General features: G+C 32.8%; 23 protein-coding genes and 1 tRNA gene. 6 read left to right on the forward strand and 18 right to left on the reverse strand.

Going from position 1 to position 24,456, the window contains the following annotated elements; translation table 11 throughout:
• Positions 1–66: 66 nt before the first annotated feature.
• From recQ to aroB, 5 genes are all read right to left on the reverse strand, one after another.
• On the reverse strand, positions 67–2,187 hold the full coding sequence (recQ, locus tag ASD98_RS22625) for a DNA helicase RecQ (RefSeq protein WP_056209242.1): 2,121 nt from the start codon (positions 2,185–2,187) through the stop codon (positions 67–69).
• Between the two features lie 135 nt (positions 2,188–2,322).
• Positions 2,323–2,733 (reverse strand): hypothetical protein, encoded by a 411-nt coding sequence (locus ASD98_RS22630; RefSeq protein ID WP_056209245.1) that lies wholly within the window; start codon positions 2,731–2,733, stop codon positions 2,323–2,325.
• Positions 2,734–2,742: 9 nt separating this feature from the next.
• Complete coding sequence (locus ASD98_RS22635) at positions 2,743–3,711, reverse strand: deoxyhypusine synthase family protein (protein ID WP_056209248.1); 969 nt, start codon at positions 3,709–3,711, stop codon at positions 2,743–2,745.
• 111 nt (positions 3,712–3,822) lie between these two features.
• On the reverse strand, positions 3,823–5,226 hold the full coding sequence (locus ASD98_RS22640) for an arginine decarboxylase (RefSeq protein WP_056209251.1): 1,404 nt from the start codon (positions 5,224–5,226) through the stop codon (positions 3,823–3,825).
• A 299-nt stretch (positions 5,227–5,525) separates the two neighbouring features.
• Positions 5,526–6,593, reverse strand: a complete 1,068-nt coding sequence (gene aroB / locus ASD98_RS22645) for a 3-dehydroquinate synthase (RefSeq protein ID WP_056209826.1) — start codon at positions 6,591–6,593, stop codon at positions 5,526–5,528.
• Between the two features lie 245 nt (positions 6,594–6,838).
• Here aroB and ASD98_RS22650 point away from each other — a divergent pair, with 245 nt between their 5' ends.
• Complete coding sequence (locus ASD98_RS22650) at positions 6,839–8,008, forward strand: proline dehydrogenase family protein (protein WP_056209254.1); 1,170 nt, start codon at positions 6,839–6,841, stop codon at positions 8,006–8,008.
• A 236-nt stretch (positions 8,009–8,244) separates the two neighbouring features.
• On the opposite strand, the gene ASD98_RS22655 is transcribed toward ASD98_RS22650, so the two are convergent.
• Complete coding sequence (locus tag ASD98_RS22655) at positions 8,245–10,029, reverse strand: ABC transporter ATP-binding protein (protein WP_056209257.1); 1,785 nt, start codon at positions 10,027–10,029, stop codon at positions 8,245–8,247.
• A gap of 267 nt (positions 10,030–10,296) precedes the next feature.
• On the opposite strand from ASD98_RS22655, the gene ASD98_RS22660 reads away from it, so the two are divergent.
• Positions 10,297–10,371: transfer RNA gene (locus ASD98_RS22660), tRNA-Val, on the forward strand.
• Between the two features lie 243 nt (positions 10,372–10,614).
• Here ASD98_RS22660 and ASD98_RS22665 read toward each other — a convergent pair.
• A complete protein-coding gene (locus ASD98_RS22665; RefSeq protein WP_056209829.1) occupies positions 10,615–12,270 on the reverse strand; it encodes an arylsulfatase in 1,656 nt (551 codons plus the stop codon).
• Between the two features lie 517 nt (positions 12,271–12,787).
• On the opposite strand from ASD98_RS22665, the gene ASD98_RS22670 reads away from it, so the two are divergent.
• Positions 12,788–13,183, forward strand: coding sequence for a VOC family protein (locus tag ASD98_RS22670; protein WP_056209258.1), 396 nt, complete (start codon positions 12,788–12,790; stop codon positions 13,181–13,183).
• 359 nt (positions 13,184–13,542) lie between these two features.
• Entirely contained in the window at positions 13,543–14,778 is a 1,236-nt protein-coding gene (locus ASD98_RS22675; RefSeq protein WP_082577921.1) for a M12 family metallopeptidase, read from the forward strand.
• A 54-nt stretch (positions 14,779–14,832) separates the two neighbouring features.
• Here ASD98_RS22675 and ASD98_RS22680 read toward each other — a convergent pair whose 3' ends face one another.
• The 8 genes from ASD98_RS22680 to ASD98_RS22715 all read right to left on the reverse strand — a co-directional run bounded on the left by ASD98_RS22680 (position 14,833) and on the right by ASD98_RS22715 (position 21,239).
• Complete coding sequence (locus ASD98_RS22680; protein ID WP_056209832.1) at positions 14,833–15,192, reverse strand: nuclear transport factor 2 family protein; 360 nt, start codon at positions 15,190–15,192, stop codon at positions 14,833–14,835.
• 13 nt (positions 15,193–15,205) lie between these two features.
• The gene (locus ASD98_RS22685; RefSeq protein ID WP_056209263.1) at positions 15,206–15,706 is read right to left on the reverse strand and encodes a hypothetical protein; all 501 of its coding nucleotides are present in this window, start codon (positions 15,704–15,706) and stop codon (positions 15,206–15,208) included.
• 32 nt (positions 15,707–15,738) lie between these two features.
• On the reverse strand, positions 15,739–16,521 hold the full coding sequence (locus ASD98_RS22690; RefSeq protein ID WP_056209266.1) for an alpha-ketoglutarate-dependent dioxygenase AlkB: 783 nt from the start codon (positions 16,519–16,521) through the stop codon (positions 15,739–15,741).
• 9 nt (positions 16,522–16,530) lie between these two features.
• Positions 16,531–17,760 carry a hypothetical protein gene (locus ASD98_RS22695; RefSeq protein WP_056209270.1) on the reverse strand — a complete coding sequence of 410 codons (1,230 nt, stop codon included), beginning with the start codon at positions 17,758–17,760 and terminating at the stop codon, positions 16,531–16,533.
• Positions 17,761–17,809: 49 nt separating this feature from the next.
• On the reverse strand, positions 17,810–18,223 hold the full coding sequence (locus tag ASD98_RS22700; protein ID WP_056209273.1) for a VOC family protein: 414 nt from the start codon (positions 18,221–18,223) through the stop codon (positions 17,810–17,812).
• A gap of 68 nt (positions 18,224–18,291) precedes the next feature.
• Positions 18,292–19,410, reverse strand: a complete 1,119-nt coding sequence (locus ASD98_RS22705) for an NAD(P)/FAD-dependent oxidoreductase (protein WP_082577922.1) — start codon at positions 19,408–19,410, stop codon at positions 18,292–18,294.
• A 62-nt stretch (positions 19,411–19,472) separates the two neighbouring features.
• Positions 19,473–20,237, reverse strand: coding sequence for an AraC family transcriptional regulator (locus ASD98_RS22710; protein ID WP_056209280.1), 765 nt, complete (start codon positions 20,235–20,237; stop codon positions 19,473–19,475).
• A gap of 39 nt (positions 20,238–20,276) precedes the next feature.
• Positions 20,277–21,239 (reverse strand): AraC family transcriptional regulator, encoded by a 963-nt coding sequence (locus tag ASD98_RS22715; protein WP_056209283.1) that lies wholly within the window; start codon positions 21,237–21,239, stop codon positions 20,277–20,279.
• A 96-nt stretch (positions 21,240–21,335) separates the two neighbouring features.
• Here ASD98_RS22715 and ASD98_RS22720 point away from each other — a divergent pair, with 96 nt between their 5' ends.
• On the forward strand, positions 21,336–22,499 hold the full coding sequence (locus ASD98_RS22720) for an NAD(P)/FAD-dependent oxidoreductase (protein WP_056209288.1): 1,164 nt from the start codon (positions 21,336–21,338) through the stop codon (positions 22,497–22,499).
• A 65-nt stretch (positions 22,500–22,564) separates the two neighbouring features.
• On the opposite strand, the gene ASD98_RS22725 is transcribed toward ASD98_RS22720, so the two are convergent.
• From ASD98_RS22725 to ASD98_RS22735, 3 genes are read right to left on the reverse strand one after another with little or no spacing between them, the layout of a single operon-like run.
• Positions 22,565–22,939: a DoxX family protein gene (locus ASD98_RS22725; protein ID WP_056209291.1), complete on the reverse strand. Its 375-nt coding sequence runs from the start codon at positions 22,937–22,939 to the stop codon at positions 22,565–22,567.
• Positions 22,940–22,945: 6 nt separating this feature from the next.
• Positions 22,946–23,413, reverse strand: coding sequence for an SRPBCC domain-containing protein (locus ASD98_RS22730; protein ID WP_056209294.1), 468 nt, complete (start codon positions 23,411–23,413; stop codon positions 22,946–22,948).
• A 3-nt stretch (positions 23,414–23,416) separates the two neighbouring features.
• Entirely contained in the window at positions 23,417–23,743 is a 327-nt protein-coding gene (locus tag ASD98_RS22735) for a helix-turn-helix transcriptional regulator (protein ID WP_056209295.1), read from the reverse strand.
• Between the two features lie 277 nt (positions 23,744–24,020).
• Here ASD98_RS22735 and ASD98_RS22740 point away from each other — a divergent pair, with 277 nt between their 5' ends.
• A complete protein-coding gene (locus ASD98_RS22740; protein ID WP_056209298.1) occupies positions 24,021–24,374 on the forward strand; it encodes a DUF2200 domain-containing protein in 354 nt (117 codons plus the stop codon).
• Positions 24,375–24,456: the final 82 nt, after the last annotated feature.

Here is a 24,456-nt window from a genome sequence, read left to right on the forward strand (position 1 = left end):
TTTTTTGTTTTAATTACAATCTCAATCTTGTATCCCAAGGAACGAGGAATGACAAAAATGACAATATTATTTGATGATTAAATGTTTTCTCTCTAAAAACGCTAAACCAAACCGAATTTTATCATAAGACATTTTCTCTTCAAAATACTCGAAATAAGGTCGTAAAGCGCTAGGATTTTCTAATTCTAACTGAGCTTTCTCAATCTCAATAATTTCTTTATCAGAAACAAACTGGCTCAAATCAAAATCGTTTCCGTCAACATATAATTTAGCTAAATGAGAAACAATTGTGGTTTCTCCCAGATTTCTTTGTCCGGCGATTTCTTCAATAGAAAGTCCGTTTTTAAACAACTCCAAAGTTTTGGCATACGTACTTTCCTTTTTTTCTTTTTTAACAACCGATTTATTTCTCTGAAATTCAATAATCGCATTAATAAAATCTGCTCCATATTTTTCAAGCTTTGCTTTTCCAACACCTTCTACAGCAAGGAAATCCTCGTCGCTCATAGGCCTTGAAATTTCCATATGTCTTAATGAAGCATCACTGAAAATCACATATGCCGGAACTTCTTCTTCCTGAGCAATTTCATAGCGTAATTTTCGAAGTGTTTCAAAAAGAGAATTTTTTGCAGCCGTTTTTGCTTTCTCTTGTTTTACTTCATTTTTATCAATTACTTTTTTAACAACTGTTGTCAGTTTTACTTTTTCTCCTTCAAACAGAACTTTTTTTGCAAAGGAAGTTAGTAAAATTTTATTATGCTGATGAAAAGCAATTTCACAATATCCTAAATTAATTAGCTGAATTAGGTATTGATTCCAATCGTACCAGGAAATATCAGCACCAATTCCGTACGTTTTTAGCGTTTGATAATCTTTTTCGTAGATATACGCGTTTTTTGAGCCTCTTAAAAAGTCAACAATTACGGCTAAAGGTTCAGATTCTTGTAATCTTGTAATGGCCGAAAGCGCTTTTTGTGCGAGAATCGTTCCATCAAAAAATGTTGGCGGGTTTTTGCAAATATCACAATTACCGCAATTTTCTGTAACCAATTCTCCAAAATAAGAAAGAAGAATTTTTCGTCTGCAGCTTACTGCGTCGGCATATTGCTTCATTCGTTCTAATTTTGCAAGCTGAACATCAGAATTCAATCCTTCAGAAGCAAATTTTTGAAGTTGAATTACATCAGCATAACTTTCAAATAAAACGGTTTCAGCCGGTAAACCATCGCGGCCTGCACGCCCAATTTCCTGATAATAGCCTTCTATATTTTTTGGTAAATTATAATGAATAACCCATCGAACATTTGATTTGTCAATTCCCATTCCAAATGCGATGGTAGCGCATACAACCTGACAATCATCGTTTATAAACTGATCCTGAGTTTTTGCTCGTGTCGTATTGTCTAAACCTGCGTGATAAGCTTTCGCAGAAATCCCATTTTTAGATAATTTCTCTGCAAGCTCTTCTGTAGTTTTTCTGCTTAAACAATAAATGATCCCTGATTCATTGGGTTTATTTTCAACAAAATCAATAATTTGTTTTACACGATCTAAGGCTGGTCGTACTTCAAGACTTAAATTTGCCCGATCGAAAGAAGCAACAAAAGTTTTTGGGCTTTTTAGATTCAACTGTTTGGTAATATCTACACGTGTTGCTTTATCTGCTGTTGCTGTTAAAGCCAAAACCGGAGTAGAAGGGAAGCGGTTTTTTAAGTATCCTAAATTGGTATATGCCGGTCTAAAATCATGACCCCACGACGAAATACAATGTGCTTCATCAATTGCAATTAAACTAATTGTCAATTCATTAAACACATTATCTAAATAAGATAAACTTTCGGGAGCAATATAAACGAGTTTAAAATTATTCGATTTTAGATTATCAATGTAAAACTGTTGTTCTTCAGAGGATTGACTGCTATTGATGTAACATGCTGCAATGCCATTTGTTTTCAAACTGTCTACCTGATCTTTCATCAAGGCAATCAACGGAGAAATAACTATTGTTATTCCAGGCAGTATGAGAGCAGGCAGCTGAAAACATATCGATTTTCCACCACCAGTAGGCATAATAGCTAAAGTATCCTGTCCAGATAAAATAGCTGTTATTATTGTTTCTTGATTTGGCCTGAATTTTTCAAATCCGAAATTTTCTTTCAGTTTGGCGTGTAGTAATTCTGATTTCATATTGGCAAATAATTTATATTTTAAATATATTTCTTAAAATATAAATATAGTATTTTTCTTATAATTTATATATTCAGATAAATAAAAAAGGAACTCAAAATAGAGTTCCTTTGTCTTTATTTTAAAATTAAATGATTAATCTTCGTCGTCTTCATCATCTTCATCGTCAGCTATATCGTCTGGGTCTCTGTCTTCATCGTCATCATCGCCGCCATCTACGTCTGGTTTGTCTAGATTATCATCATCGTCATCATCATCTGCAGCATCATCATCAAGATCAAGACCTTTAACTGGCTCGATTGTATCAACATCAAGATCGATATCATCATCTTCATCATAATTTTCGATTCTGTCAGCAAGTTTAGTACTGATTTTTACTAAATAAATAGTGTCTTCAGTACGAACTTCAACAGCTTCTACTAATTCGTTTTTAGCGTTTCTAAAACGGATAACATCCGAATCATCATAACCATCAGGAAATTTTTCAACCAAAAGGTTTAAAATTTCGTTTGTCAGTTTGGCGTAGTCTACTATAACTCTTTTCATAAAAATATCCTATAAATCTAATAAATATGCAAAAATTAACGGTGCAACAATCGTAGCATCCGACTCGATAATAAATTTAGGGGTTTTGATATCTAATTTACCCCAGGTAATTTTTTCATTTGGAACTGCTCCTGAATAAGAACCGTAACTTGTTGTTGAATCAGAAATTTGGCAGAAATAACTCCAGAATGGAACATCATGCATTTCCATATCCTGATACAACATTGGTACAACACAAATAGGAAAATCTCCTGCGATACCACCTCCAATTTGGAAGAATCCAATACCATTTTGGCTGTTTTTTGAATACCAGTCAGCTAGGAAAGTCATGTATTCAATACCAGACTTCATTGTTGATGCTTTCAACTCACCTTTAATCACGTATGATGCAAAAATATTACCCATGGTACTATCTTCCCATCCCGGAACAATAATAGGCAAATTTTTCTCAGCAGCAGCGTACATCCAGCTGTCTTTTAAGTCAATTTCGTAATATTCTTCTAAAACGCCAGATAATAACATTTTGTACATGAATTCATGCGGGAAATAACGTTCTCCTTTGTCATCAGCATCTTTCCAGATTTTATAGATGTGTTTTTGTAAACGTCTAAAAGCCTCATGCTCGGGAATACAAGTATCTGTAACACGGTTTAATCCTCTTTCCAGTAAAGCCCATTCGTCTTCTGGTGTCAAATCACGGTAATTAGGAACTCTTTCATAGTGAGAGTGAGCTACTAAATTCATGATGTCTTCTTCTAGATTGGCTCCAGTACATGAAATAATTTGTACTTTATCTTGTCTAATTATTTCCGCAAAAATTTTACCAATTTCTGCTGTACTCATTGCACCAGCCATACTCACCAACATTTTAGATCCATTTGCTAATTGTTGTTCGTATTCTTTGGCTGCATCTACCAGTGAAGCAGAATTAAAGTGTAAATAATGTTTTTCAATAAACTGACTGATTGGTCCTTTCATTTTGTTTTTTGTTTTTTTTGTTTTTTTTTGAATTAAAAGTTTTTAACCTTTTGGATATATGCAAATTAATAATTTTATAATAATTAACCTTAATTAATTTACAGTTTTTTTTTACAATTTTTTCTTGTATCCTAATATTTTTAATACATCATCTGAAGTCTGCTGTTCAGAGAAAACTTCTGTTGCAAGGATTCCATTTTCATCACGATCTATCAAGATATGTTTTGGCTGCGGAATCAAACAGTGGTGTAAACCTCCGTAACCACCAATAGTTTCCTGATATGCTCCTGTATTAAAGAAACCAATGTATAATGGCTTTTCTTTGTTATATTTAGGCAGATAAATGGCATTCATATTTTGTTCTGAATTGTAATAATCGTCACTATCACAAGTCAATCCTCCTAACAGAACCCGCTCGTAAGTATCATTCCAGCGATTAATCGCCAGCATAATAAAACGTTTGTTAATGGCCCAGGTGTCCGGAAGTGTAGTAATGAACGATGAATCGATCATGTTCCATTTCTCTCTATCATTTTGTTGTTTTTGATACAAGATCTGATAGATAGCACCGCCGCTTTCTCCTACTGTAAATGATCCAAATTCAGTAAATATATTTGGAACATCAACTTCAGCTTCATCACAAGCTATTTTAATCTGATTGATAATTTCATCAATCATATATTGGTAATCATATTCAAAAGCCAGCGAGTTTTTAATTGGGAAACCACCTCCAATGTTCAAACCATCCAGAGTAGGGCATTCCTTTTTAAGTGCAATGTATACTTTTATACATTTTACAAGCTCGTTCCAGTAATATGAAGTATCGTTTATTCCGGTATTAATGAAAAAGTGAAGCATTTTAAGCTCTAATTTATCATTTTCCTGAATTTGTTTTTTATAAAACGAAACGATGTTTTTATAACCAATTCCTAATCTTGAAGTATAAAACTCAAATTTAGGTTCTTCTTCGGCTGCAATACGAATTCCAATTTTGAATTTTCCTTTGATTTCTCCCTGAAGGAGATCAAGCTCTTCGTAATTATCAATAATCGGAATAGTATTTTTGTGTCCGTTATTAATTAATCTTGCAATATTATTAATGTATTCGTCTCTTTTGAAACCATTACAAATTACATAAGTGCTTTTGTTGATTTTACCATTCTCTAATAAATTCTCAACAATATTAACATCAAATGCAGATGATGTTTCGATATGAATGTTATTTTTAAAAGCTTCATTCATAATATATTCAAAATGAGAGCTTTTTGTACAATAACAATAGTAATATTTTGCTTCGTACTTGTTCTTTTCCATTGATTTTCTGAACCAGGCTTTTGCCTTATTGATGTTTTCAGAAATCTGAGGTAAATAAGTAAATTTTAATGGCGTACCATACTGTTCAACCAATTTCATCAAATCGATGTTGTGAAACTGAAGGTTGTCTTTGCTTAGTTTAAATTCCTCTTGCGGAAAGTAATATGTTTGATTAATTAGATCCGAATATTTTGTATTCATTTATATTTCAATATTTTAAGTAGTAATTATTAAATTTAGTGATTTTCTTCTAAATTTAAAATTCATACTCTAATATTAGCAAATATAATTTGCAGTTTTTCGTGTTCTGCTTTTGAGCATTGGAAAACATCAAAACAAAACGGACTTTTACTATTATAAAAACGATTCAACATTCTAAGTAAAGAACTGTTGAGACGGTTTCTGTAAGAGCTGAATTGTCTTTGTTTATTGTTTGTTTTCATTGTGGCAAATGTAAAAAATAATATATACCAAAAGCAATGCTTTTAATTAAAAAAAGTTTAAGATTTATAATCTTGAAACGCAGCTAGAATTAATTTATTTTCAACGGATTGGTTAATTTTTATTTTTCCGATTCCTTCAATTAGCGCAAATTGAATTAAACCATATTCATTTTTTTTGTCATGAATAAGCAATTCCAGAATAGGATCGATGTCATTTTCTTCAAATTTTACATCTTCATAAATAGCCTTTATAGCTTTTTTTATTTCAGAATATTCTGCAGAAGTAATTAAATCTTTATGAAGGGAAATATAACTTTCTAAGATCATTCCCACGGCAATTGCTTCTCCGTGTAATAAAGTCTTTTTAGATTCACTTTCTAAGAAGTAACTTTCGATAGCATGACCAAGAGTATGTCCGAAGTTAAGTGCTTTACGAATATTTTTTTCTGTTGGATCCTGAATTACGATTTCGTTTTTAATTTCAACCGAGCGGTAAATTAATTCATCTAATGCATTATAATCTATAGATGCAAGATCAAGAAATTCTTTCCAGTAAACAGCATCATAAATTAAACCATGTTTTAGCATTTCTGCTAGTCCGGAACGCATTTCGCTTTGTGGTAAAGTTTCAAGATATTCTGTATCGATCAAAACCATTTCCGGAACATTTATAACACCAATCTGGTTTTTAAGATTTCCTAAATCAACTCCGGTTTTTCCTCCCACAGAAGCATCTACCATAGATAATAGAGTAGTAGGTATGTTTATAAAATTAACTCCTCTTTTAAAGGTTGAAGCTACGAAACCACCTAAATCTGTTACAACACCGCCTCCAAGATTAATTATAAGTGATTTTCTATCTGCACCAAGTTCTGTCAATACATGCCAGATTTCAATGCAGGTTTCAATATTTTTGTTGGCTTCTCCAGCTTCAAATTCGATAATTTCGATATTTAAATCTGTTTCAATTACTGGTAAAAGTTTTGGCAGGCAATACTCATTTGTCTCAGTATCAACTATAATGAAGATATTTGAGTATTTATTTTCTTTTAAATGTTTATTTAAAGCTTCGTATACATGCTGGTTAAAATGCACGAGATAATTGTTCGCTTGAATAGATTGCATAATTCTTCGGTTAATTGAAACCGCAAAATAAGGCATTTTTAACTAAAATATATTCAAACTTTGAGCCTAATTTGTTTAAAAACGAATCATTCTAAATTAATAAGCAGAAAATCCTGCAAGACGGTAAAACTTTACTTCATAATTTAATATTTCCAACAATCTTTATTGTTGATTTGAAAAAATATGGCATGATTTAGTAAATAATATTCAAAACAGTCTATATCTTTGCATAAAAACTAAACTTAATGGAAAAAATATTCGATAACACTCAAGTTGCTTTTTCACTTAAAAGTGATACAGAACTTGACAGAGCTTATTTTCTTTTTAAAATGATTGATAGTGAGCCTTTAGTACGTATTGGAACTGCTGTTACAAATTTTGCAATCAAAGCACATCTTCCGGTTGAAGGATTAATTCGTGCCACTGTTTTTGATCATTTTTGCGGAGGAGTAAACGAAGATGACTGTTTAACTGTTGTAGATAAAATGTTTACCAAAGGCGTTTCATCTGTGTTAGATTATTCAGTTGAAGGAAAAGAAGAAGAAGCTCAGTTTGATGCGGCTTTAGAAATGACGTTAAAAACTATTGAATTTGCAAAAGAACGTTTAGCGATTCCGTTTGCAGTATTTAAACCAACGGGTTTAGGGCGTTTTGAATTGTATGAAAAGTTAGGAGAAAAACAAACCTTAACTCCGGCAGAACAAGAAGAATGGAACAGAGTAGTAAATCGTTTTGATCAGGTTTGCAGTGAAGCGCACAAAAAAGACGTGGCATTATTAATTGATGGTGAAGAAAGCTGGATGCAGGATGCTGCTGACGAATTAGTTACAGATATGATGCGTAAATACAATAAAGAAAAAGCGATTGTATTTAACACCTTACAAATGTACCGTTGGGATCGTTTAGATTATTTGAAAAAACTTCATGAGATTGCTAAAAACGAAGGTTTCTTTATTGGAATGAAATTGGTTCGCGGTGCTTACATGGAAAAAGAAAATAAGAGAGCAGAAGAAAAAGGATATGTTTCGCCTATTTGTGTTTCTAAAGAAGCAACAGATATTAATTATGATGATGCTGTTCACTATATGTTAGAGCATTTAGAAACAATGGCCATTTTTGCAGGTACTCATAACGAATTGAGTTCTTACAAGTTGATGGAAATGATGGCTGAAAAAGGAATTGCTAAAAACGATAAAAGAATCTGGTTCGGACAATTATACGGAATGAGCGATAATATTAGTTACAACTTAGCTGAAAACGGTTATAATGTAGCAAAATATCTTCCGTTTGGACCTGTAAAAGATGTTATGCCGTACTTAATTCGTCGTGCTGAAGAAAATACTTCTGTAGCAGGGCAGACAAGCCGTGAATTATCTATGATTAAAGCTGAACGTAAACGTAGAAAAGGAAAATAATAGTTTTTAATCTCGGTTTACATACAAAAAAAGCTCCAATTTTCATTGGAGCTTTTTTTGTATTATCATAAATTTTTAAATATTTGAATGTCCTTTATATAAACTGGACTGAAGTCCAGCTCTACAATATAATTTGTTCCTTCGGAACTATCAAAGAGCCTTTGGCTCGATTCATAATTGTTGGGGCGGACTTTAGTCCGGTTTAAATAGGTTTTAAATTAAAAATTGAATTTTATTTAAGAATTACTAAACTGTAAATTACTTAAGTTTTTATAAATTCCATTTTCAAGATTTATTAATTCCTGATGTGTTCCTTCTTCTGAAATTTTTCCGTTATCCAGAACTAAAATTTTATCAGCATTTCTAATCGTTGAAAGGCGATGAGCAATGATTATACTTGTTCTTCCTTCCATCAAAACTTCTAAAGCTTCCTGAACCAGTTTTTCGCTTTCGCTGTCTAAAGATGAAGTTGCTTCGTCTAATATTAAGATACTTGGGTTTTTAAGTAAAGCTCTTGCAATTGCAATACGCTGACGCTGTCCGCCAGATAATTTAACGCCGCGTTCTCCAACAAGCGTTTCGAATTTCTCCGGGAAACCGTTCACAAAATTGAATGCATTTGCTTGTTTTGCCGCTAATATTATTTCTTCATCAGAAGCATCTGGTTTTCCGTAAGCAATATTTTCTCTGATAGTTCCTCCAAAAAGAATTACATCCTGAGGAACAATACTCATATTACCGCGAAGAGCCTCTAAATCGTAATCGTAAATATTTTTTCCGTCAACCGTAATTTCTCCCGAAGTTATATCGTAAAAACGTAATAGGAGAGAAGAAATAGTAGATTTTCCGGCACCACTTGGCCCTACAATTGCTATTTTCTGTCCAAATTCTGCAGAGAAATTTACATCTTTTAACACCTGAATTTCCTTACGTGTTGGATAGCTAAAAGCAACATTACTGAAAGTTACGTTACCTTTAATTTTTTCCTGAGTTTTATTTGAGTCGGAGTTAATTTTCTCCGGATTTTCATCTAATAACTCAAAAACACGTTCTGTAGCTCCAATTGCTTTTTGAATTTGTGCATATAATTCGGCAATTCCTCCAAAAGAAGCCCCAACGAAAGTAGAATATAATACAAATGATATTAATTGTCCAACACTCATTTCTCCCGCAATACTCAAACGAACTCCAAACCAAACTACGGCTACAATGGCTCCAAATAAACAGAAAATAATAAATGAGGCAAAATAACCACGGTATTTACCGCCTTTAATAGCCAGTTTTACCACATCGCTTATTTTACCTTTATAACGTGCAATTTCATACCATTCGTTAGCAAAAGCTTTTACTATACTGATTCCCTGCATAGTTTCTTCTACAATTACCTGGCTTTCTGCAACCTGATCTTGTACTTTTTTAGAATATTTTCTAATAAATCTTCCAAATACAACAGCAGCAATAGCAACTAAGGGTACAACTGAAAGCATTAATAAAGTCAATTTTAAACTTTCTGTTGCTAATAAAATTACACCGCCAATAATTAATATAAACTGACGCAAAAATTCAGCAATTGTAGTGGTTAAAGTATCCTGAATTTGTGTAATATCGGCACTGATACGGCTGTTTAATTCTCCAACTCTTTTTTGAGAGAAGAATGTCATTGGCAGTTTTACCAAATTTGTATACAGAGCCAAACGTAGGTTTGCTAGTGTATTTTCGGTAAAATTCACGAACAATGATAATCTGAAGAAAGAGAAAAATGACTGTAAAAACAGAATTACAATTAACCCCAAGGCTATTTTATTGGCTTCGTCATTATCTTTGTTTTTCACACAATCGACAAGCATTCCCATTAATTTAGGAAAGGCGAGGGCAGTAGCACCGGTTAAAAGCAGAAATATTAATCCGATGAAAAATTTCCATTTGTGGTTTCCTGCGTATGTAAATATTGTTTTTGCTTTATTAAGAGAAGTAGCTGTAATTTTTGATTTTGGTAAATCGTTTTCTTTATATCTAGCCATTAGAATATACTGTTTTTAGGTATGCAAATGTATAACTATAGCAAAAGATTACAAAGCAATATTAAGAATTAGAGATCCCGATTTCGTTTTTTAACTAAATTATAAGAAAACCGGGAATTTTATTTGTTTTTTAAGAAGCTGAAAAATAGGTTGCTAAATAAAAACGTGAAAAAAATATTTGATTTTTTTTGAAATATACTTGCAAATACAAATTCTAGCTGTATATTTGCACTCGCAATCACGAAATGATGGCATCCTAATAAAATAGGGCGATTAGCTCAGCTGGTTCAGAGCACCTCGTTTACACCGAGGGGGTCGGGGGTTCGAACCCCTCATCGCCCACATAAAAAAAATAAAGCCACTGTACTCCAGTGGTTTTATTTATTCATAGCTTTTTAAACTTCATGTTTATCTGTACAATTCTTTATAGGTTTAATTCACTTTCAATTTCTGTTTAATCAAAAAGAAAAGCTTAAATCTCATTTTTATCAGATAAATAATTACATCTACATATTTACTCAACATTTACTTAAGTTTCCAATTATTTTATATGACTTCTTAATCAAATTAAAAATATATTAAAGATTATTTTCTCATTGCATTTTGCTGTGAATGAATCATTTTTATTTGATCTTTTACTCTTTCACTTATAGCATTAATCGAGAAACTTGCCGGGTCTTGGCTTGGAGGATAAGTAACGAACGATTCCAAAAATACGGCTCCTTTTTGAATGCCTTCCGCTACAATATACATTTTTGTTCCCCACCATTTTTCATACACAAAAGAAGTAATATCGGCTCTTTCGTAAGGATCCTGACGCAGGTTGAATAATTTAGGAACGCGAAGCGGGGTAAACGGATTTGCCCAAATACCAAAACCACCCTGAGTTCTTTGTTCCTGAAAAACTATTTTCCAGTCGTTCATTCTCATCGATACAAGTTCTGCATCATCATTAAAATAGTAGAATTCAGTTCTTGGTGATTTTGGTTGTTGTCCGGTAAGATAAGGCATTTGGTTGAAACCATCCAGATGCACTTTGAAGTTGGTTCCTTGTGATTTATAACTGGTCAAAAGTTTCTCTTTTATATTTGGCTCCCCCGCAGCAGCCAGTACTGTTGGAAACCAATCCAACCCTGATACAATTTCGTTGCATATTTTACCGGCTGGAATATGGCCTGGCCATCGTACAAAAGCAGGCACACGGAAAGCACCTTCCCAGTTAGAATCTTTTTCACTTCTGAATGGAGACATTGCTGCATCTGGCCAGCTAAACATGTTTGGACCATTATCGGTTGTATAAATTACTATTGTATTCTCTGTAATACCCAGATCATCCAGGGCCTTCAATATTAAACCTACATCGCTATCATGCTCCAGCATACCGTCTGCATATTCGTTGTCGGGCATACCGCTTTTACCACGGAGTGATTCGCGGACATGTGTAAAAGCATGCATACGCGTTGCATTCATCCAGCAAAAAAACGGTTTCCCGTCGGCATTTTGTCTTTTAATAAAATCTATTGCCGCAGCAAAAGTCTCATCATCGATGGTTTCCATTCTTTTTTTAGTAAGAGGCCCCGAATCTTCAATGGTTTGTTTTCCCACCCTTCCAAAACGTGGATCAACTGTCGGATCATCCTTATCTGTCGCTTTGCATTTTAGCACGCCTCTGACCATGTATGATTTTACAAATGCTGAATCCTGATAAGGATAACTCGGATCTTCCGGCTCTTCTTCTGCATTTAAGTGATAAAGGTTTCCAAAGAATTCATCAAAACCATGTACAGTTGGCAGGTATTTATTCAAATCTCCTAAATGGTTTTTTCCAAATTGCCCTGTGGCATATCCCAAAGGCTTTAGTGCCTGTGCAATGGTAATATCACGGGCCTGCAGGCCGATTGGAGCACCCGGCATACCTACTTTGGAGAGTCCGGTACGATAACAGCTCTGTCCTGTAATAAGTGTAGATCGCCCTGCAGTACAACTATTTTCTGCATAATAGTCGTTAAACATTATTCCTTCTTTGGCAAGACGATCAATATTGGGAGTTTCATATCCAACTAAACCATGTGTATACGCACTAATATTCGATTGTCCAATATCATCACCAAAGATTATTAAAATGTTTGGTTTCTTAGTGGTTTGGGCACTAATATGTTGAGGAACAATTGTCCCCAAAGCAAAAATAATTCTTATTGCAAAAATAATTCCGCAATTCTTTATTGTCTTTTCTAGGTTCATTTGTAACATATAGTTATAGTATTTAGTGTTAGTATAAAAATGTAATTTACTTTTAAGTACTACTTTATTAGCTCATACAGAATTACTTCACATGCTAACAAAAATGAAGGCCAATGGAAAAATTATAATTTGAGCTAGACAATTATTATCTATTTTATAAAAATTTTGATGTAACATTATATGATTTCTGTTGCGTGAAATTAGAAAAGAGTCGTAAAATTGATCCTCCATTAAAGATAGAAACTTGGAATAATTTTACTTGCAAAATTTACCTTAAATGCGTTGCATATTATAATTTGCAACCAAAAAAAATGCTGATTGAAAATACTAAGAAGAAGATGTAATGATTGACGAATGGGATTCTAACTTTCAGAACACCTTATTTTAAGTTATCAAAAAAGTCAAAATAATCATTCTACTGTTGTCCCTCATAGTCCATCATAAAAGAAAGAACTCAAAACAAGAAATTAATTTCTTAACTTTATTTCTTACTATCTATTCACAAAAAAACAAGCTTATGAAAACTAGAATGATATGGGGAAACCTGGTTTCGAATGATTTACAAAAAACAATTGATTTTTATACCGCGTTAGGCTTCAAACAAAACGGAAAAGAAACAGAAGAACTGGTAAGTTTCATTTTTGCTGAAAATAACTTTATAATTAATTTCTTTACAGCAAAAAGATTTGAAAATGCTTTAAAAGGCAAATTAACCGATACCAGAATCAATAATGAGATTATCTTTTCATTATCTGCAGACAGTAGAGAAGAGGTAGACCTTTGGCTTGAAAAAGTAAAAAAAGCAGGTGGAACAATTTTCTCCGAACCGGAAAATTTTGAAAAAGGTTACACTTTTGGTTTTGCAGATCCGGATGGTCATAAATACAATTTTTTATATTGGCCGGGAATGTAATCAAAAGTTATGTTATAAATTAAAACCTCCTAAATCAAAATGATTTAGGAGGTTTGCTTTTTTTATTCTATTTTCTTTTACTCAAGGTTTTTATCTCGCTTTTCTTCAGACGTCCTGTATTCCTCAAAAAATTCGCGCGAATATATGCCTTCTCTTTGCTCTGTTTAACTTATTGCAAAACCTATTAAATAACATTTAAGTAAGTTTATTTTTAATATATTTTTATAATAATACAGAAAAAACTCATTTTTTAATATATTTTTAATATATTTGATTATGCCATCTAAACAATAATCAAGGAGAAAAATTTGACCTGAACACTCCAAAAACAAAGTAAGGCTAAACTAATACATAAAACAATGAATAAAAATTTAAAAATTAAAAACATGTTTTACAATAAGTTAATGCATTTTTCATTGATGATTTTGATGTTAGCACTCTTTCAAGGTTGTGCCGATGAAAATACTCCCAAAGAAAATCCTCAAACCAAAACTAATGAAAAAAATAATAACGAATTAGCTTTTCCTAATAGTACCGGAGAGCTAATTACCTTAAAATCTAGTTCAGGAAAGAATATTACTTTAGAAAAAAAGCAGGATGAATTTATTTTATCCGGAGATATACTCTTGACACCGGAACAAATTTCTTTATGGACAAAAGAACCTTCAAAAACAGGAAAAACAGGTTTGTCAGAATTATCAAAAAGATGGGCATTTTGTACAGTTTATTACACTATAAATCCATCCTTAACTAATCAACAGCGAGTTATAGATGCAATTGAACACTGGAAAACAAGATACCCAATTGATTTTGTTGTGAGAACAACACAAGCCAATTATATAGAGTTTATACCGGCAGACGGATGCTACTCTAACTTAGGAATGATTGGCGGACGACAAGTTATTGGATTAGGAACTGCTTGTTCAACTGGTAATACAATACATGAAATAGGACATGCTTTAGGTTTCTTTCATGAACAGCAAAGAACCGATAGAAGTAACTCTATTAATATAAATTACGCTAATGTCACACCCGGATATGAAGATCAGTTTAGAACATATAGTGAATTGGGACTTAATGGTTATCAAATCGGACAGCTTGATTTTGATTCCATAATGCTATATGGTTCTTACGCTTTTTCGTCTAATGGTTTCCCAACTATGACAAAATTAGATGGATCTACTTTTATAGGTCAAAGAACTGCATTATCAGCTGGTGATTTAGAAATGATTTCATCAATGTATACCTGTCATTTACCTCCGCCTCCTAAAATTACAGCAGACGGTCCTAATTACTTATCTTCTGGCGTTACTATGATAACCTGGAATTACACTGGTAATTTACCCAATGCAGATTTAGACAGCATTATTTGGTGGTATAGTAAAGTTAATACAAACGGTGCGCCATATGCAATAGGGTGGGGAGCTACTGGTTACTTTATGGCTGTTCCAGATACAAGTTATTCTGACCCCGGATTTAAGACTTCGGATTTTAAGATCTATTTTACGATAAAAAATACAGCTGGAGTTACCTACACAAGCAGCGTTTATAGTATTATGAAAAAAGGAAAATTTAAATTAGAGAATTCACTTTAAAAAACTTAATAAATAAAAAGCTCCATAATTTTTAATGGAGCTTTTATTATACTATTAATTCTCAACCAGTTCAATATCCATAGTTTTTATAAGTCCGTCCTGAAAAGTATAAATATGTTTTACCAATCCGTCGAACATTAAATTACCTTGTAAATCTTTTACATTTTGGTGCACTTTAACTTCCAGGCTTCCGTTATCTCTTTCGATAAAACCAACCGGCTCAACTTTTGGATTTATCTCCGTCCATTGTCTTGTCCAATATTGCTTGATTTCATCGTGCCCGCTTATGTAACCGCCTTCCCATGCTTTTGACCACTTTACATCTTCTTGCATTGTTGACAATGCGTTGTCGATGTTTCTTTCATTGAATGCAGAATATGCTTTTCCGATAACTTCTTCAAATTGATTTGCCATTTTTATTATTTTTTTAGTTATCAAGTAATACTGTTTTCCAAGACTTAAGCTGGTCAACTTCAAACATTAATCTTCGATCTGCCTTATCTTTTAGAGTAAACTCTCCGCCTTTATTTTTAAAAGATCTATAGAAAACCATAGTATGCAATTCAGATTTGTCCCAAGTAAATTCTTCTTGCTCACGACTTTTAAATAGTAATCTTTTGTCTGTTAAGCATAGTTTTCCCGAAACAATATCGCCATCAATTAAATGATTTGCTGGTGCTTCTATGATGACATTTTCAAAATCTTCTTTATTTATTTTAATCTTTTCGAGAACTTTTACTGGTTTTGTAAATCTTGTATAGATAGCTCCATTTAAAATCATGGAACAAAGTGCTATAGGTATAGAAATTTCCAGAAATAATCCTAGTGGTAAATGAGCAATGATAATTCCTAAACAAAAGCAAAGCAAAAAAGCATACACTCCATATAAAAATCCGTTGCTAATAATCTTAACTATTGTTTTTCTCATAAAATCTGTGGTGTTTTGAGTAATCTAACATATTATTTCGGCAGCATGGTATCACTAATACTAAGTGTATATGATATTTCCGGATAGGTAAAATCCATAGTAAAATTTTCCAGTCCTCTTAATTTGTAAAATTCCGTTTTTTGATCTTCATCTGCCAATTCTAATAATTCTCCGCTAGAAAATCTAGGCTTATTATCTTCAAACTGAATAAAAGTTTTTGATTTTCTAAAGGTAATACCTAGCCATTTATTCGATTCAGGTGTTTTTTGTTTCGGCACAGATTCTAATATAATTTTATGAAGAAAGGCAGTGTTTGCTGACAATGGAAATAAAACAACCGAATTATGATTTAAAATAATATCAAATTCTTCATCTGTAGTTTTATCTTTTACTTTAAGCTTTCTTAAGTTTTTTTCAGACAGTTCTTCCGGATTTTGATAACAGCTGAAAAGCCCAATATAAGAGCCTTCTTCCAGATCCAAAGCCTGATCTGAATGGTATTTCATTGTAGCATAACTTGAATCATACACTTCAATTAGTGCATTATTAAAATCAACTTTAGGCAAATCATCTATATTATTCTTTTCAATTTCAGCGTTTAAACTCACTATTATTGACTGATGCAAAGCAGAAAATTGGTTAGCAGGAATATTATAAATCGTAGTTGTTCTCACAATAGGAACACCTTTATCTTTTACATCAACTAAATGATTTCCGAGTCTGCCTTTTCCAGTAATTTCAAAATCGGCAGAATGCAGCAATTCATCAAATAAATTATTTTCGAATGGAAGGGTAATCTTTTGAAAGTCTTTCATTTTCGGAAATTAATATATTGGCTTTTCATAATCACCAGCATTCATGCTAAAATGAACTTTTCCGTATTCAATATTGTTTACAGTCATATTTTCTTCATAATAAGAATCTCGCAAAGCACTCATTGTTTCTTCCGTCATTTCTTCCAGTTTAATTAACCCGCCGTTTTCTTTAATATAAGTTTGATTTTCCGTGTAAACCGCTTCCAAATTAGAACATCGGGCAACATATCCCATTCTAATTGGGATTTGGTCAACGTTTAATGACGAAGGCCTAATTTCATGCGTATACAATCTATTTGTTGAAAGTGGGATTATAAATGCTGAATTTGGATATAAAGTAACGCTGAATTCTTTTTCTAAAGAAGCATCCGTAACTGTATTTTTTAACTTAAAATGAAGCTTTGTCAATCCGCTTGTTTCCTTGTAACACCAGTCATATCTATCCTTTTTAGAAGGCCTAAGTTTATCAAAGTTGGTATTATCATAGAAAGTACAAAAAGCAATAATTCCTTCTTTTGGCATATCTTTGGTTTTATCAGAATGTGCTTTTATTTTTGATTTTACTTCCTTAGAATTTTCATCCGATTTTATTTTATTTTCATAAATCTGAACCAATACATGATTTACCCTCGTTTCTTCTTCAAAAGTCTGTTTAACAGCATCATTTAAAGCTTTCATTACTGTATGATCGGTTTCTCTAAAATTATCTGTTGGTCCAGTAAAATTACTGGAACATCTTAAAAGATTGAAATGCAGCATTTCTTTATCCGCAGTTTTTTCTTTTAAAATCTCACTTAAATAAATCCCGGTTCTTAATGCTTTAGATCCTTTGTTGGACTCTGTTAAATTTTGAAACAAATGCTCCGATTTTATTTTATCAAAATAACCATTCCCAATAAACATTTCCCTAAAATAAACCCCGGCATTGCTCACCAGAATAGGAACTTGTCCCAATTCTACAATATGAATATCTGCACTAGTTATATTTTCATAATTAGTAGAAAAATCCTTAATTACAAAGTAAGTCTCCTTTACATCTTTAAGCTGACTAATGTCACCGAAAGTATAAATTGTTTTATTATTTAAAGAAGTTTTAATCTCTGAAAAGTCAGTAATAACTTTTCCGCAGAAATTAGAGACCAAATATCCCAATTCTGATGATGTATCGATTTTATCTTGTAAAACAAGAAGTATATTTTTGTCTTTTGAAATGCTATTTTCGGTATGCGGTTTGGTCATTTTTATTTAAATATTGATTAGGCTTAAAAAGTTTGTTTATACCCAAATACTAATAAACCGGTTCCCAAAGCTCAATTTTATTGCCTTCTGTATCCATAATGTGCACAAATTTGCCATAATCATAGGTTTCAATATCATCAAGAACGGTTACGCCATTTGCTTTGAGTTTTTCTACAAGACCTTCAATATTTTGAACACGGTAATTTACCATAAAATCTTTTTTTGATGGCGAAAAATATTCATCACCCTTTTTAAAAGGACACCATTGCGTTGATTCTATCTGTTCTGGTTTATCAAGATTTCTGGATTCAAAACTTGCCGAACCCCAATCATTGATTTCTAATCCTAAATTTTTAGCATACCAATCTTTAGTTTCTTTTGGGTTTTCAAGAAAAAAGAAAATACCGCCAATTCCGGTAACTTTTGGAGTTGTATCGTCTGGTTGATTTTGTGAGTCTGACATATTCTTAGTTTTAAAGGTTAGTTTTCTTTGACTAAGATAAAATTATTTTCATCACAAAGGATAAAATTTCAGTTAACAAATTTTAGAAATGAAAAATCGCTTTTAAGCATTTCTATTTCATTTTCTCTGGTTTCCTGCTGCGCTTCTTTTGCATAAATAAACATCCTTTCTTCGTAATTACTTATAGCATTTTCAATGGTTTGAAATTCTCCATTTAATAGATTTTCAGATAAAATTAAAGCATCAAAAAGTCCAATATTAGCGCCTTGTCCGGCAAAAGGAGGCATTAAATGCGCAGCATCGCCAATAAGCGTAATAGGCAGGGGACGATTATTTTTCCAAGTTTTTTCTACAGAAACCTTTTTAGTAGGCAGTCCGGTAAAGAGAGAAGTTGCACGAAATAATTCTTTATAAGATTCATCCCAATCGGAAAGCTTATTTGAAAGAAATGCTGCAACATTTTCTGTATTTTGAAAATCAATTTCCAATGTTTCAGGCATTTTAAAAATTACATTATAACTTAAAGCATTGTTGTTTTTAGGATTGGCCACCAATAAATTACCATTGCAAGAAACCATTAAAATTTTATCGTCGCATAATTCATAAAATTTAAGAGATTTGGCTTTTGATTGAGCTACTTCGCCCTGAATCATATACGTTCCTGTAAGTTCAACTTCGGCATCTGTAATATATTTTCTAATAGAAGTCATACCGCCATTTGCTCCAATAACAAAATCAGCATCCGCCGTTTTCCCATTTTCAAAATACAAAAGCCATTTTCCGTTTTGTTCTTCAATTTCAGTCAGTTTACTGTCCCAAACAACTGTATTTTCTTTTAAACTGTCGATTAATAAGGTTCTTAAATCATTTCGGTTTATTTCAGGATTGTCGTATTGTTCTTTTTCAGAAGTTTCTTTGGTAAACAATATTTTTCCAGAATAATCTGCAACAGTTCTCCCCATTGGGATTGCTTTTTCATAATACATTTCAAGCAATCCCGCTTTCTGCATTGTATCCTGACCCGAACCTTTATGTAAGTCGAGCGTTCCGCCCCAAATTCTTGCTTTGGGATCTTTGTCTCTTTCGTAAACCGTAACATCAATTCCGTTTTGCTGAAGTAATCTTGCCATAGTTAAACCAACCGGGCCTGCACCAATAATGACTGTTTTTTTATTTGTAAGTAACATAATTTTTATTGTTTAATTAGGCTACAAAATTGAAAAAGCGTTGTGAGATGAAATAGTAAAAATCAGCCGTTTTTGTTATTCAGTTTTTTAATTGCAACAATATCCATAAAACGATTGTCTTTGTTTTTACTTAATTCTTTTGGTGTAACGCCGGAGTATTTCCTGATTTCTTTTATAAAATGATTTTGATCTGTAAAGTTTTGTTCCGGAAAAAGTATGCCTTCGCTAATAGGTTTAAACGAAGAACCAAAGCGCAGAATATTGCAGTAAGCTTTTAACGAAATCCCGAATTGCTGATTAAAGTAACGATTAATCTGGCGACTGCTCCAAAACACATTTTCAGATAGTTCCTTTACCGTTATAGAGCCTTTTGAAGAATAAATAAGCTCAAATAATTTCTTTTTTCGGTTATCAATATCTGCTGTTATAATACTCTTTATTATTTGGGTTGCTTTACTGCAAAAGTTCTCAAAAGCACTCAAATCATTAGCTTCAAATTGCCAGACTTTGTCTGAAATAATTTTCCCGTCATTTAAAACATCTTTGATCGAATCTCCAAATAAATATTCAACAGCCAGCAATTTAAAACCAATAGAAAACATTTTTGCTCCAATAGGAATAGTAATCTGACTCGGAATTGTATCTAAACCTCGAATCGTTTTTTCCCAGCGATCAGAATTTAAGTTCATAACCGCTAAATCAACCATTCCGTTTGGTAAAATAGTTGACGGGATATCATTTCCCGTATTGTTTTCCAGCATCCAAAAGCTGTGGACAAAATGCGAAATGGAATTATCCGGTAAAGCTGACTGAATCAATAGGCTCATTTATTAAATAATAATGTTATTGTAAATTAGATATTCAAATTATAATACAGAATATTTCTTAGGTTTCAACCCAATTTGCTGTTCAAAAACCCTTGAAAAATGGCTCAGATTGGTAAATCCTAACTGATAACCAACTTCTGAAACTGATAAATGTTTTTCTTTTAAAAGCCTGGCGGCCTCTTGTATTCTCATAAATTGATAATATTCAAAAACACCTTTTCCAAAAGTCTGTTTAAACAATTTTCGAAGTTTGGGTTCACTCATTCCGGCTTCTTTTGCCAGTGAATTAATCTCTGGCGCTTTGTCTAAATTAGATTGTAAATGATATTTTATGGCATAAATTGCTTTAATATCTTTTATATGAATGCCGCTCGCTGGTGTTTCTTCACGCGCTAATAACAGAGCAAAAATATGACAGAGCAGTTCTTCGCATTTCAATTTATGGTAATGATTCTCTAAACTTTCGGGAACGGATTGATGCAGCATTTCGCTTGCTGCTGTAATCATAGCGGGAGAAATTCCAATTTCGTATGCAAAAGTATCTTTAGATAAAAGTATACTTGAAACTATTGGATGTTTTAATTCTCCAAATCTCTCCTGTAAATAATCTCTTGATGCAGAAATGGTTACACTTCTAAAAAATGTATTTTGCGGCATCGCCATTACAGATGAAACAGATTGCATTGCAATAAAAACATTAGGCTGTTCTGCAATTATTGCTCCCTGTTTTTGGTTAGAAGAATCAAAAATACTGCTAAGAAAAAAAATCACATTTTCTTGTCCTTCGGGAATTTCATTTTTACGTTCAAGAACAATTTCTTCCTTTAAATAATAATTCCTGATCATCATTCGCAAGTCATTTCCCCATGTAAAACCAGTCATGTAACCTTCACCTAAATTCTTAGGAATATCAATAAAACGTCCGCGTACACGAGCTCCAATCGCATCAGCAAATTTCTGCAAGATTCCGGAGCCGTCTTTATCAATAACTTCAATTTTCATTTACGACTATTTTAATGTCATAAGCGGATATTTTATCTATAAAGATACAGATAATTTTGTAATGAAAATTTTAAACAAATTAAAAACGATATAATTATGTTACTAAATAATAAAAAAGTTGCGATTATTGGCGGCGGACCAGGCGGGTTAACTCTTGCCCGATTATTACAAGAAAAAAGTGTAGAGGTAAAAGTGTATGAAAGAGACGAAAACCGATACGTTCGTCAGCAGGGTTCTACACTTGATTTACATGAAGATACAGGTTTAAAAGCGATACAGGAAGCCGGACTAATGGAGAAATTTAAAAAATACTATCGCCCTGGAGCAGATAAAATGCGAATTGTCGATAAAAATATGAATGTAGTGCTTGATGATCATGGCGAAAAACCTGAAGAAGATTTCGGGAATGAGCATTTTCGTCCCGAAATAGACCGCGGGCCTTTGCGTGATTTACTAATTGCTTCGCTTAAAGAAGAAAATGTGGTTTGGAATTCTAAATTCACCCAAATGAAGCCTTCTGGAACTGGCTGGGAAATTTCTTTTGAAAACGGAAAAACCGCTTATGCCGATTTTGTAATTGCTTCTGACGGAGCAAATTCGCGTGTAAGAAAATATATTACAGACATTCAGCCTATGTTTTCGGGTGTTACAGCAGTTGAAATTAATATTTATAAAGCAGAAAACAATACGGCAAACCTTTGGAAGCTTGTAAACGATGGAAAACTTTTTGCATTAGAACAAGGAAAAACATTTTTATGCAGTACAAAAGCAGATGGTACACTTTCTGTTTTAATTGGAATAAAAACTACAGAAGACTGGATAACAAATTCTGGAATTAATTTTAAAGATAAAAAATCTGTTGCAGAATGGTTTAAAAAAGAGTTTTCAGAATGGAAAAAGGAATGGCAGGAAATTTTCGAAACCAATGAAATTTTAATAATTCCACGTCCGATGTATCATTTTCCTTTAGATCAGCAATGGAAACCGTTATCAAATCTTACTATGATTGGCGATGCTGCTCATCGAATGCCGCCATATGCCGGAGAAGGAGCAAATCAGGCTTTGGCAGATGCTTTAGAATTGTATGAAGTGTTAACTTCTAATTTGTTTGTGAAGATGGAAGATGCGGTTGGTTTCTTCGAAAAAAGAATGTGCACCAGAGCTTCTGAAATTACCGAAATCACATTGCAGCAAACAGAAGCCATGCACGATGAAAATAACCTGCAGCTTTTACTAGACTTTTTTAATCAAGTTTATTAGATAGTTTACAGTCTCAGTTTTCAGCCCTAAAAAACTGAAAACTGAGACTGCGACTAATACTGAGACTAAACAACAGCTTTTCTGTCTACAGGTCTAAAATACCATGATGTAACTGTTAAAACCAATAATAAGGTTGGTCCAAAATAAGCTATACCAGAATCTCCTACGGCAAAATGAGAGAAAATAGCACCACTCATGGCAAAAAAGAATCCTGCATAAGCCCATTCTTTTAATAAAGGAAACTTAGGAATTAAAATAGCGATCACACCTAAGATTTTCCAAACACCCAGAATAGTTAGAAAGTAAAGCGGATAACCTAAATGTGCCATCATATCGGCTTCTTCTTTCATTTTTATTAGTTGCACAATTCCGGTTGAAGTCATTCCTAATGCCAGCCAAATTGTGGCAATCCAATAAATAATTTTGTTTCTTTTGCTCATAACGATTTATTTAAGTTTGTTTACTATTTCCTGTAAGCGATTGTGTGCGAAATTCATACCTTGTGCAAAAGGCAGTTTCAATTGTTGATCTCTGTGTTCTACCGATTTGTAGATAATTTGCATCGTAAGTCTGCTTGTATCATCTGTAAGTTTCTCAAACTCAAAAAACTCCAATTGAGGGGCAAAATTAGCATTATCCATTTCAAAAGTTCTGGTAATCCTTTCATTAGGAACAAAATCATGAATTACGCCATTGGCACTAAATACAACATTTCCACTGGGATCTTTGGTTTCAAACTGCCAGCCGCCATGTTGTTTATTTTCTAGTTTTACCACTTTTGTTCCCATCCATTGTTCTACAATTTCAGGTTCTGCATAAGCTTTAAAAAGTAAATCAACCGGGAGATCAAATTCTCTTGTAATTACAATTTCCTGCTGGCCGTTTTCTGCATTAATTTTTGTTTTGCGTTCCATAAATTAATCTTTTTTGGGTTTATAGTTTTTCATTATACTTTCTAATTTATTAAAACGATCATCCCACATTTGGCGGAAAGGCTCAATAAAATCAGCTACTTCTTTTATTTTTTTTGGATTTATATAGTAATAAATCTCGCGTCCGTTTTGTTTTTGGTCAAGCAGTTCACATTCTGTTAGTATTTTAATGTGTTTTGAAATCGTCTGTCTTGACGAATCAAAATTTTCGGCTATAGTTCCCGGCGTCATCGCTTGTATGGCCACCAAATTTAAAATTGCTCTTCGCGTTGGATCGGCAATTGCCTGAAAAACATCTCTACGTATTTCCATTATGCAGTTATTTGACTGCAAATATAATGAAGTCATTTGACTGCACAATATTTTTTATGATTTTTTTTCATCATGCGTTAAACTAGATTGAAATCCAGCCTTACAATATAATCGAGCCTATGGCTTTTTTTTTAGAAGGATAGAAGTTCCGGAAGAATGATTCATATTGTAGCAACGGATTTTAATCCGTTGAAAAGACGCATATTCATTTTAATAATTTTAACCAATAGAATTTAAAATTTTTATAATTTTAAAATTCATTAAAAAAGAAGAAAACATGAATAATAATGCTAAAGTATTTCAATATTCATTTGCGAGTATTTACCGATTATACAAGGAAAAAGTAGAGAAGAAGGGACGCACGGCAGAAGAAGTAGATACTGTCATACTGTGGCTTACAGGTTATAATGATAAACAATTCAGAGATCAAATCGAAAAGAAAGCAGATTTGCAGACCTTTTTTGCAGAAGCACCAAACCTGAATCCAAATGCATCTAAAATTACAGGCGTAATATGCGGTTACCGAATTGAAGATATCGAAGACCCGCTAATGCAAAAGATTCGCTATATGGATAAATTAGTAGATGAATTGGCAAAAGGAAGAAAAATGGAAAAAATTCTAAGGGAATAAAAACAAAAAGCCATTTTAGTAAATTAAAACGGCTTTTTTATTTAAAACAACATTTGGAATTTGGATTTTAAAAAATTGAAAT

Origin of the sequence: Flavobacterium sp. Root186 (assembly GCF_001428525.1) — a bacterium.
In the GTDB taxonomy this organism is placed as follows: domain Bacteria; phylum Bacteroidota; class Bacteroidia; order Flavobacteriales; family Flavobacteriaceae; genus Flavobacterium.

Bases quoted from the DNA above. Each gene is read 5' to 3' on its own strand.
- recQ (WP_056209242.1), bottom strand. From the start codon at position 2,187: ATGAAATCAGAATTACTACACGCCAAACTGAAAGAAAATTTCGGATTT.
- ASD98_RS22630 (WP_056209245.1), bottom strand. From the start codon at position 2,733: ATGAAAAGAGTTATAGTAGACTACGCCAAACTGACAAACGAAATTTTA.
- ASD98_RS22635 (WP_056209248.1), bottom strand. From the start codon at position 3,711: ATGAAAGGACCAATCAGTCAGTTTATTGAAAAACATTATTTACACTTT.
- ASD98_RS22640 (WP_056209251.1), bottom strand. From the start codon at position 5,226: ATGAATACAAAATATTCGGATCTAATTAATCAAACATATTACTTTCCG.
- aroB (WP_056209826.1), bottom strand. From the start codon at position 6,593: ATGCAATCTATTCAAGCGAACAATTATCTCGTGCATTTTAACCAGCAT.
- ASD98_RS22650 (WP_056209254.1), top strand. From the start codon at position 6,839: ATGGAAAAAATATTCGATAACACTCAAGTTGCTTTTTCACTTAAAAGT.
- ASD98_RS22655 (WP_056209257.1), bottom strand. From the start codon at position 10,029: ATGGCTAGATATAAAGAAAACGATTTACCAAAATCAAAAATTACAGCT.
- ASD98_RS22665 (WP_056209829.1), bottom strand. From the start codon at position 12,270: ATGAACCTAGAAAAGACAATAAAGAATTGCGGAATTATTTTTGCAATA.
- ASD98_RS22670 (WP_056209258.1), top strand. From the start codon at position 12,788: ATGAAAACTAGAATGATATGGGGAAACCTGGTTTCGAATGATTTACAA.
- ASD98_RS22675 (WP_082577921.1), top strand. From the start codon at position 13,543: ATGAATAAAAATTTAAAAATTAAAAACATGTTTTACAATAAGTTAATG.
- ASD98_RS22680 (WP_056209832.1), bottom strand. From the start codon at position 15,192: ATGGCAAATCAATTTGAAGAAGTTATCGGAAAAGCATATTCTGCATTC.
- ASD98_RS22685 (WP_056209263.1), bottom strand. From the start codon at position 15,706: ATGAGAAAAACAATAGTTAAGATTATTAGCAACGGATTTTTATATGGA.
- ASD98_RS22690 (WP_056209266.1), bottom strand. From the start codon at position 16,521: ATGAAAGACTTTCAAAAGATTACCCTTCCATTCGAAAATAATTTATTT.
- ASD98_RS22695 (WP_056209270.1), bottom strand. From the start codon at position 17,760: ATGACCAAACCGCATACCGAAAATAGCATTTCAAAAGACAAAAATATA.
- ASD98_RS22700 (WP_056209273.1), bottom strand. From the start codon at position 18,223: ATGTCAGACTCACAAAATCAACCAGACGATACAACTCCAAAAGTTACC.
- ASD98_RS22705 (WP_082577922.1), bottom strand. From the start codon at position 19,410: ATGTTACTTACAAATAAAAAAACAGTCATTATTGGTGCAGGCCCGGTT.
- ASD98_RS22710 (WP_056209280.1), bottom strand. From the start codon at position 20,237: ATGAGCCTATTGATTCAGTCAGCTTTACCGGATAATTCCATTTCGCAT.
- ASD98_RS22715 (WP_056209283.1), bottom strand. From the start codon at position 21,239: ATGAAAATTGAAGTTATTGATAAAGACGGCTCCGGAATCTTGCAGAAA.
- ASD98_RS22720 (WP_056209288.1), top strand. From the start codon at position 21,336: ATGTTACTAAATAATAAAAAAGTTGCGATTATTGGCGGCGGACCAGGC.
- ASD98_RS22725 (WP_056209291.1), bottom strand. From the start codon at position 22,939: ATGAGCAAAAGAAACAAAATTATTTATTGGATTGCCACAATTTGGCTG.
- ASD98_RS22730 (WP_056209294.1), bottom strand. From the start codon at position 23,413: ATGGAACGCAAAACAAAAATTAATGCAGAAAACGGCCAGCAGGAAATT.
- ASD98_RS22735 (WP_056209295.1), bottom strand. From the start codon at position 23,743: ATGGAAATACGTAGAGATGTTTTTCAGGCAATTGCCGATCCAACGCGA.
- ASD98_RS22740 (WP_056209298.1), top strand. From the start codon at position 24,021: ATGAATAATAATGCTAAAGTATTTCAATATTCATTTGCGAGTATTTAC.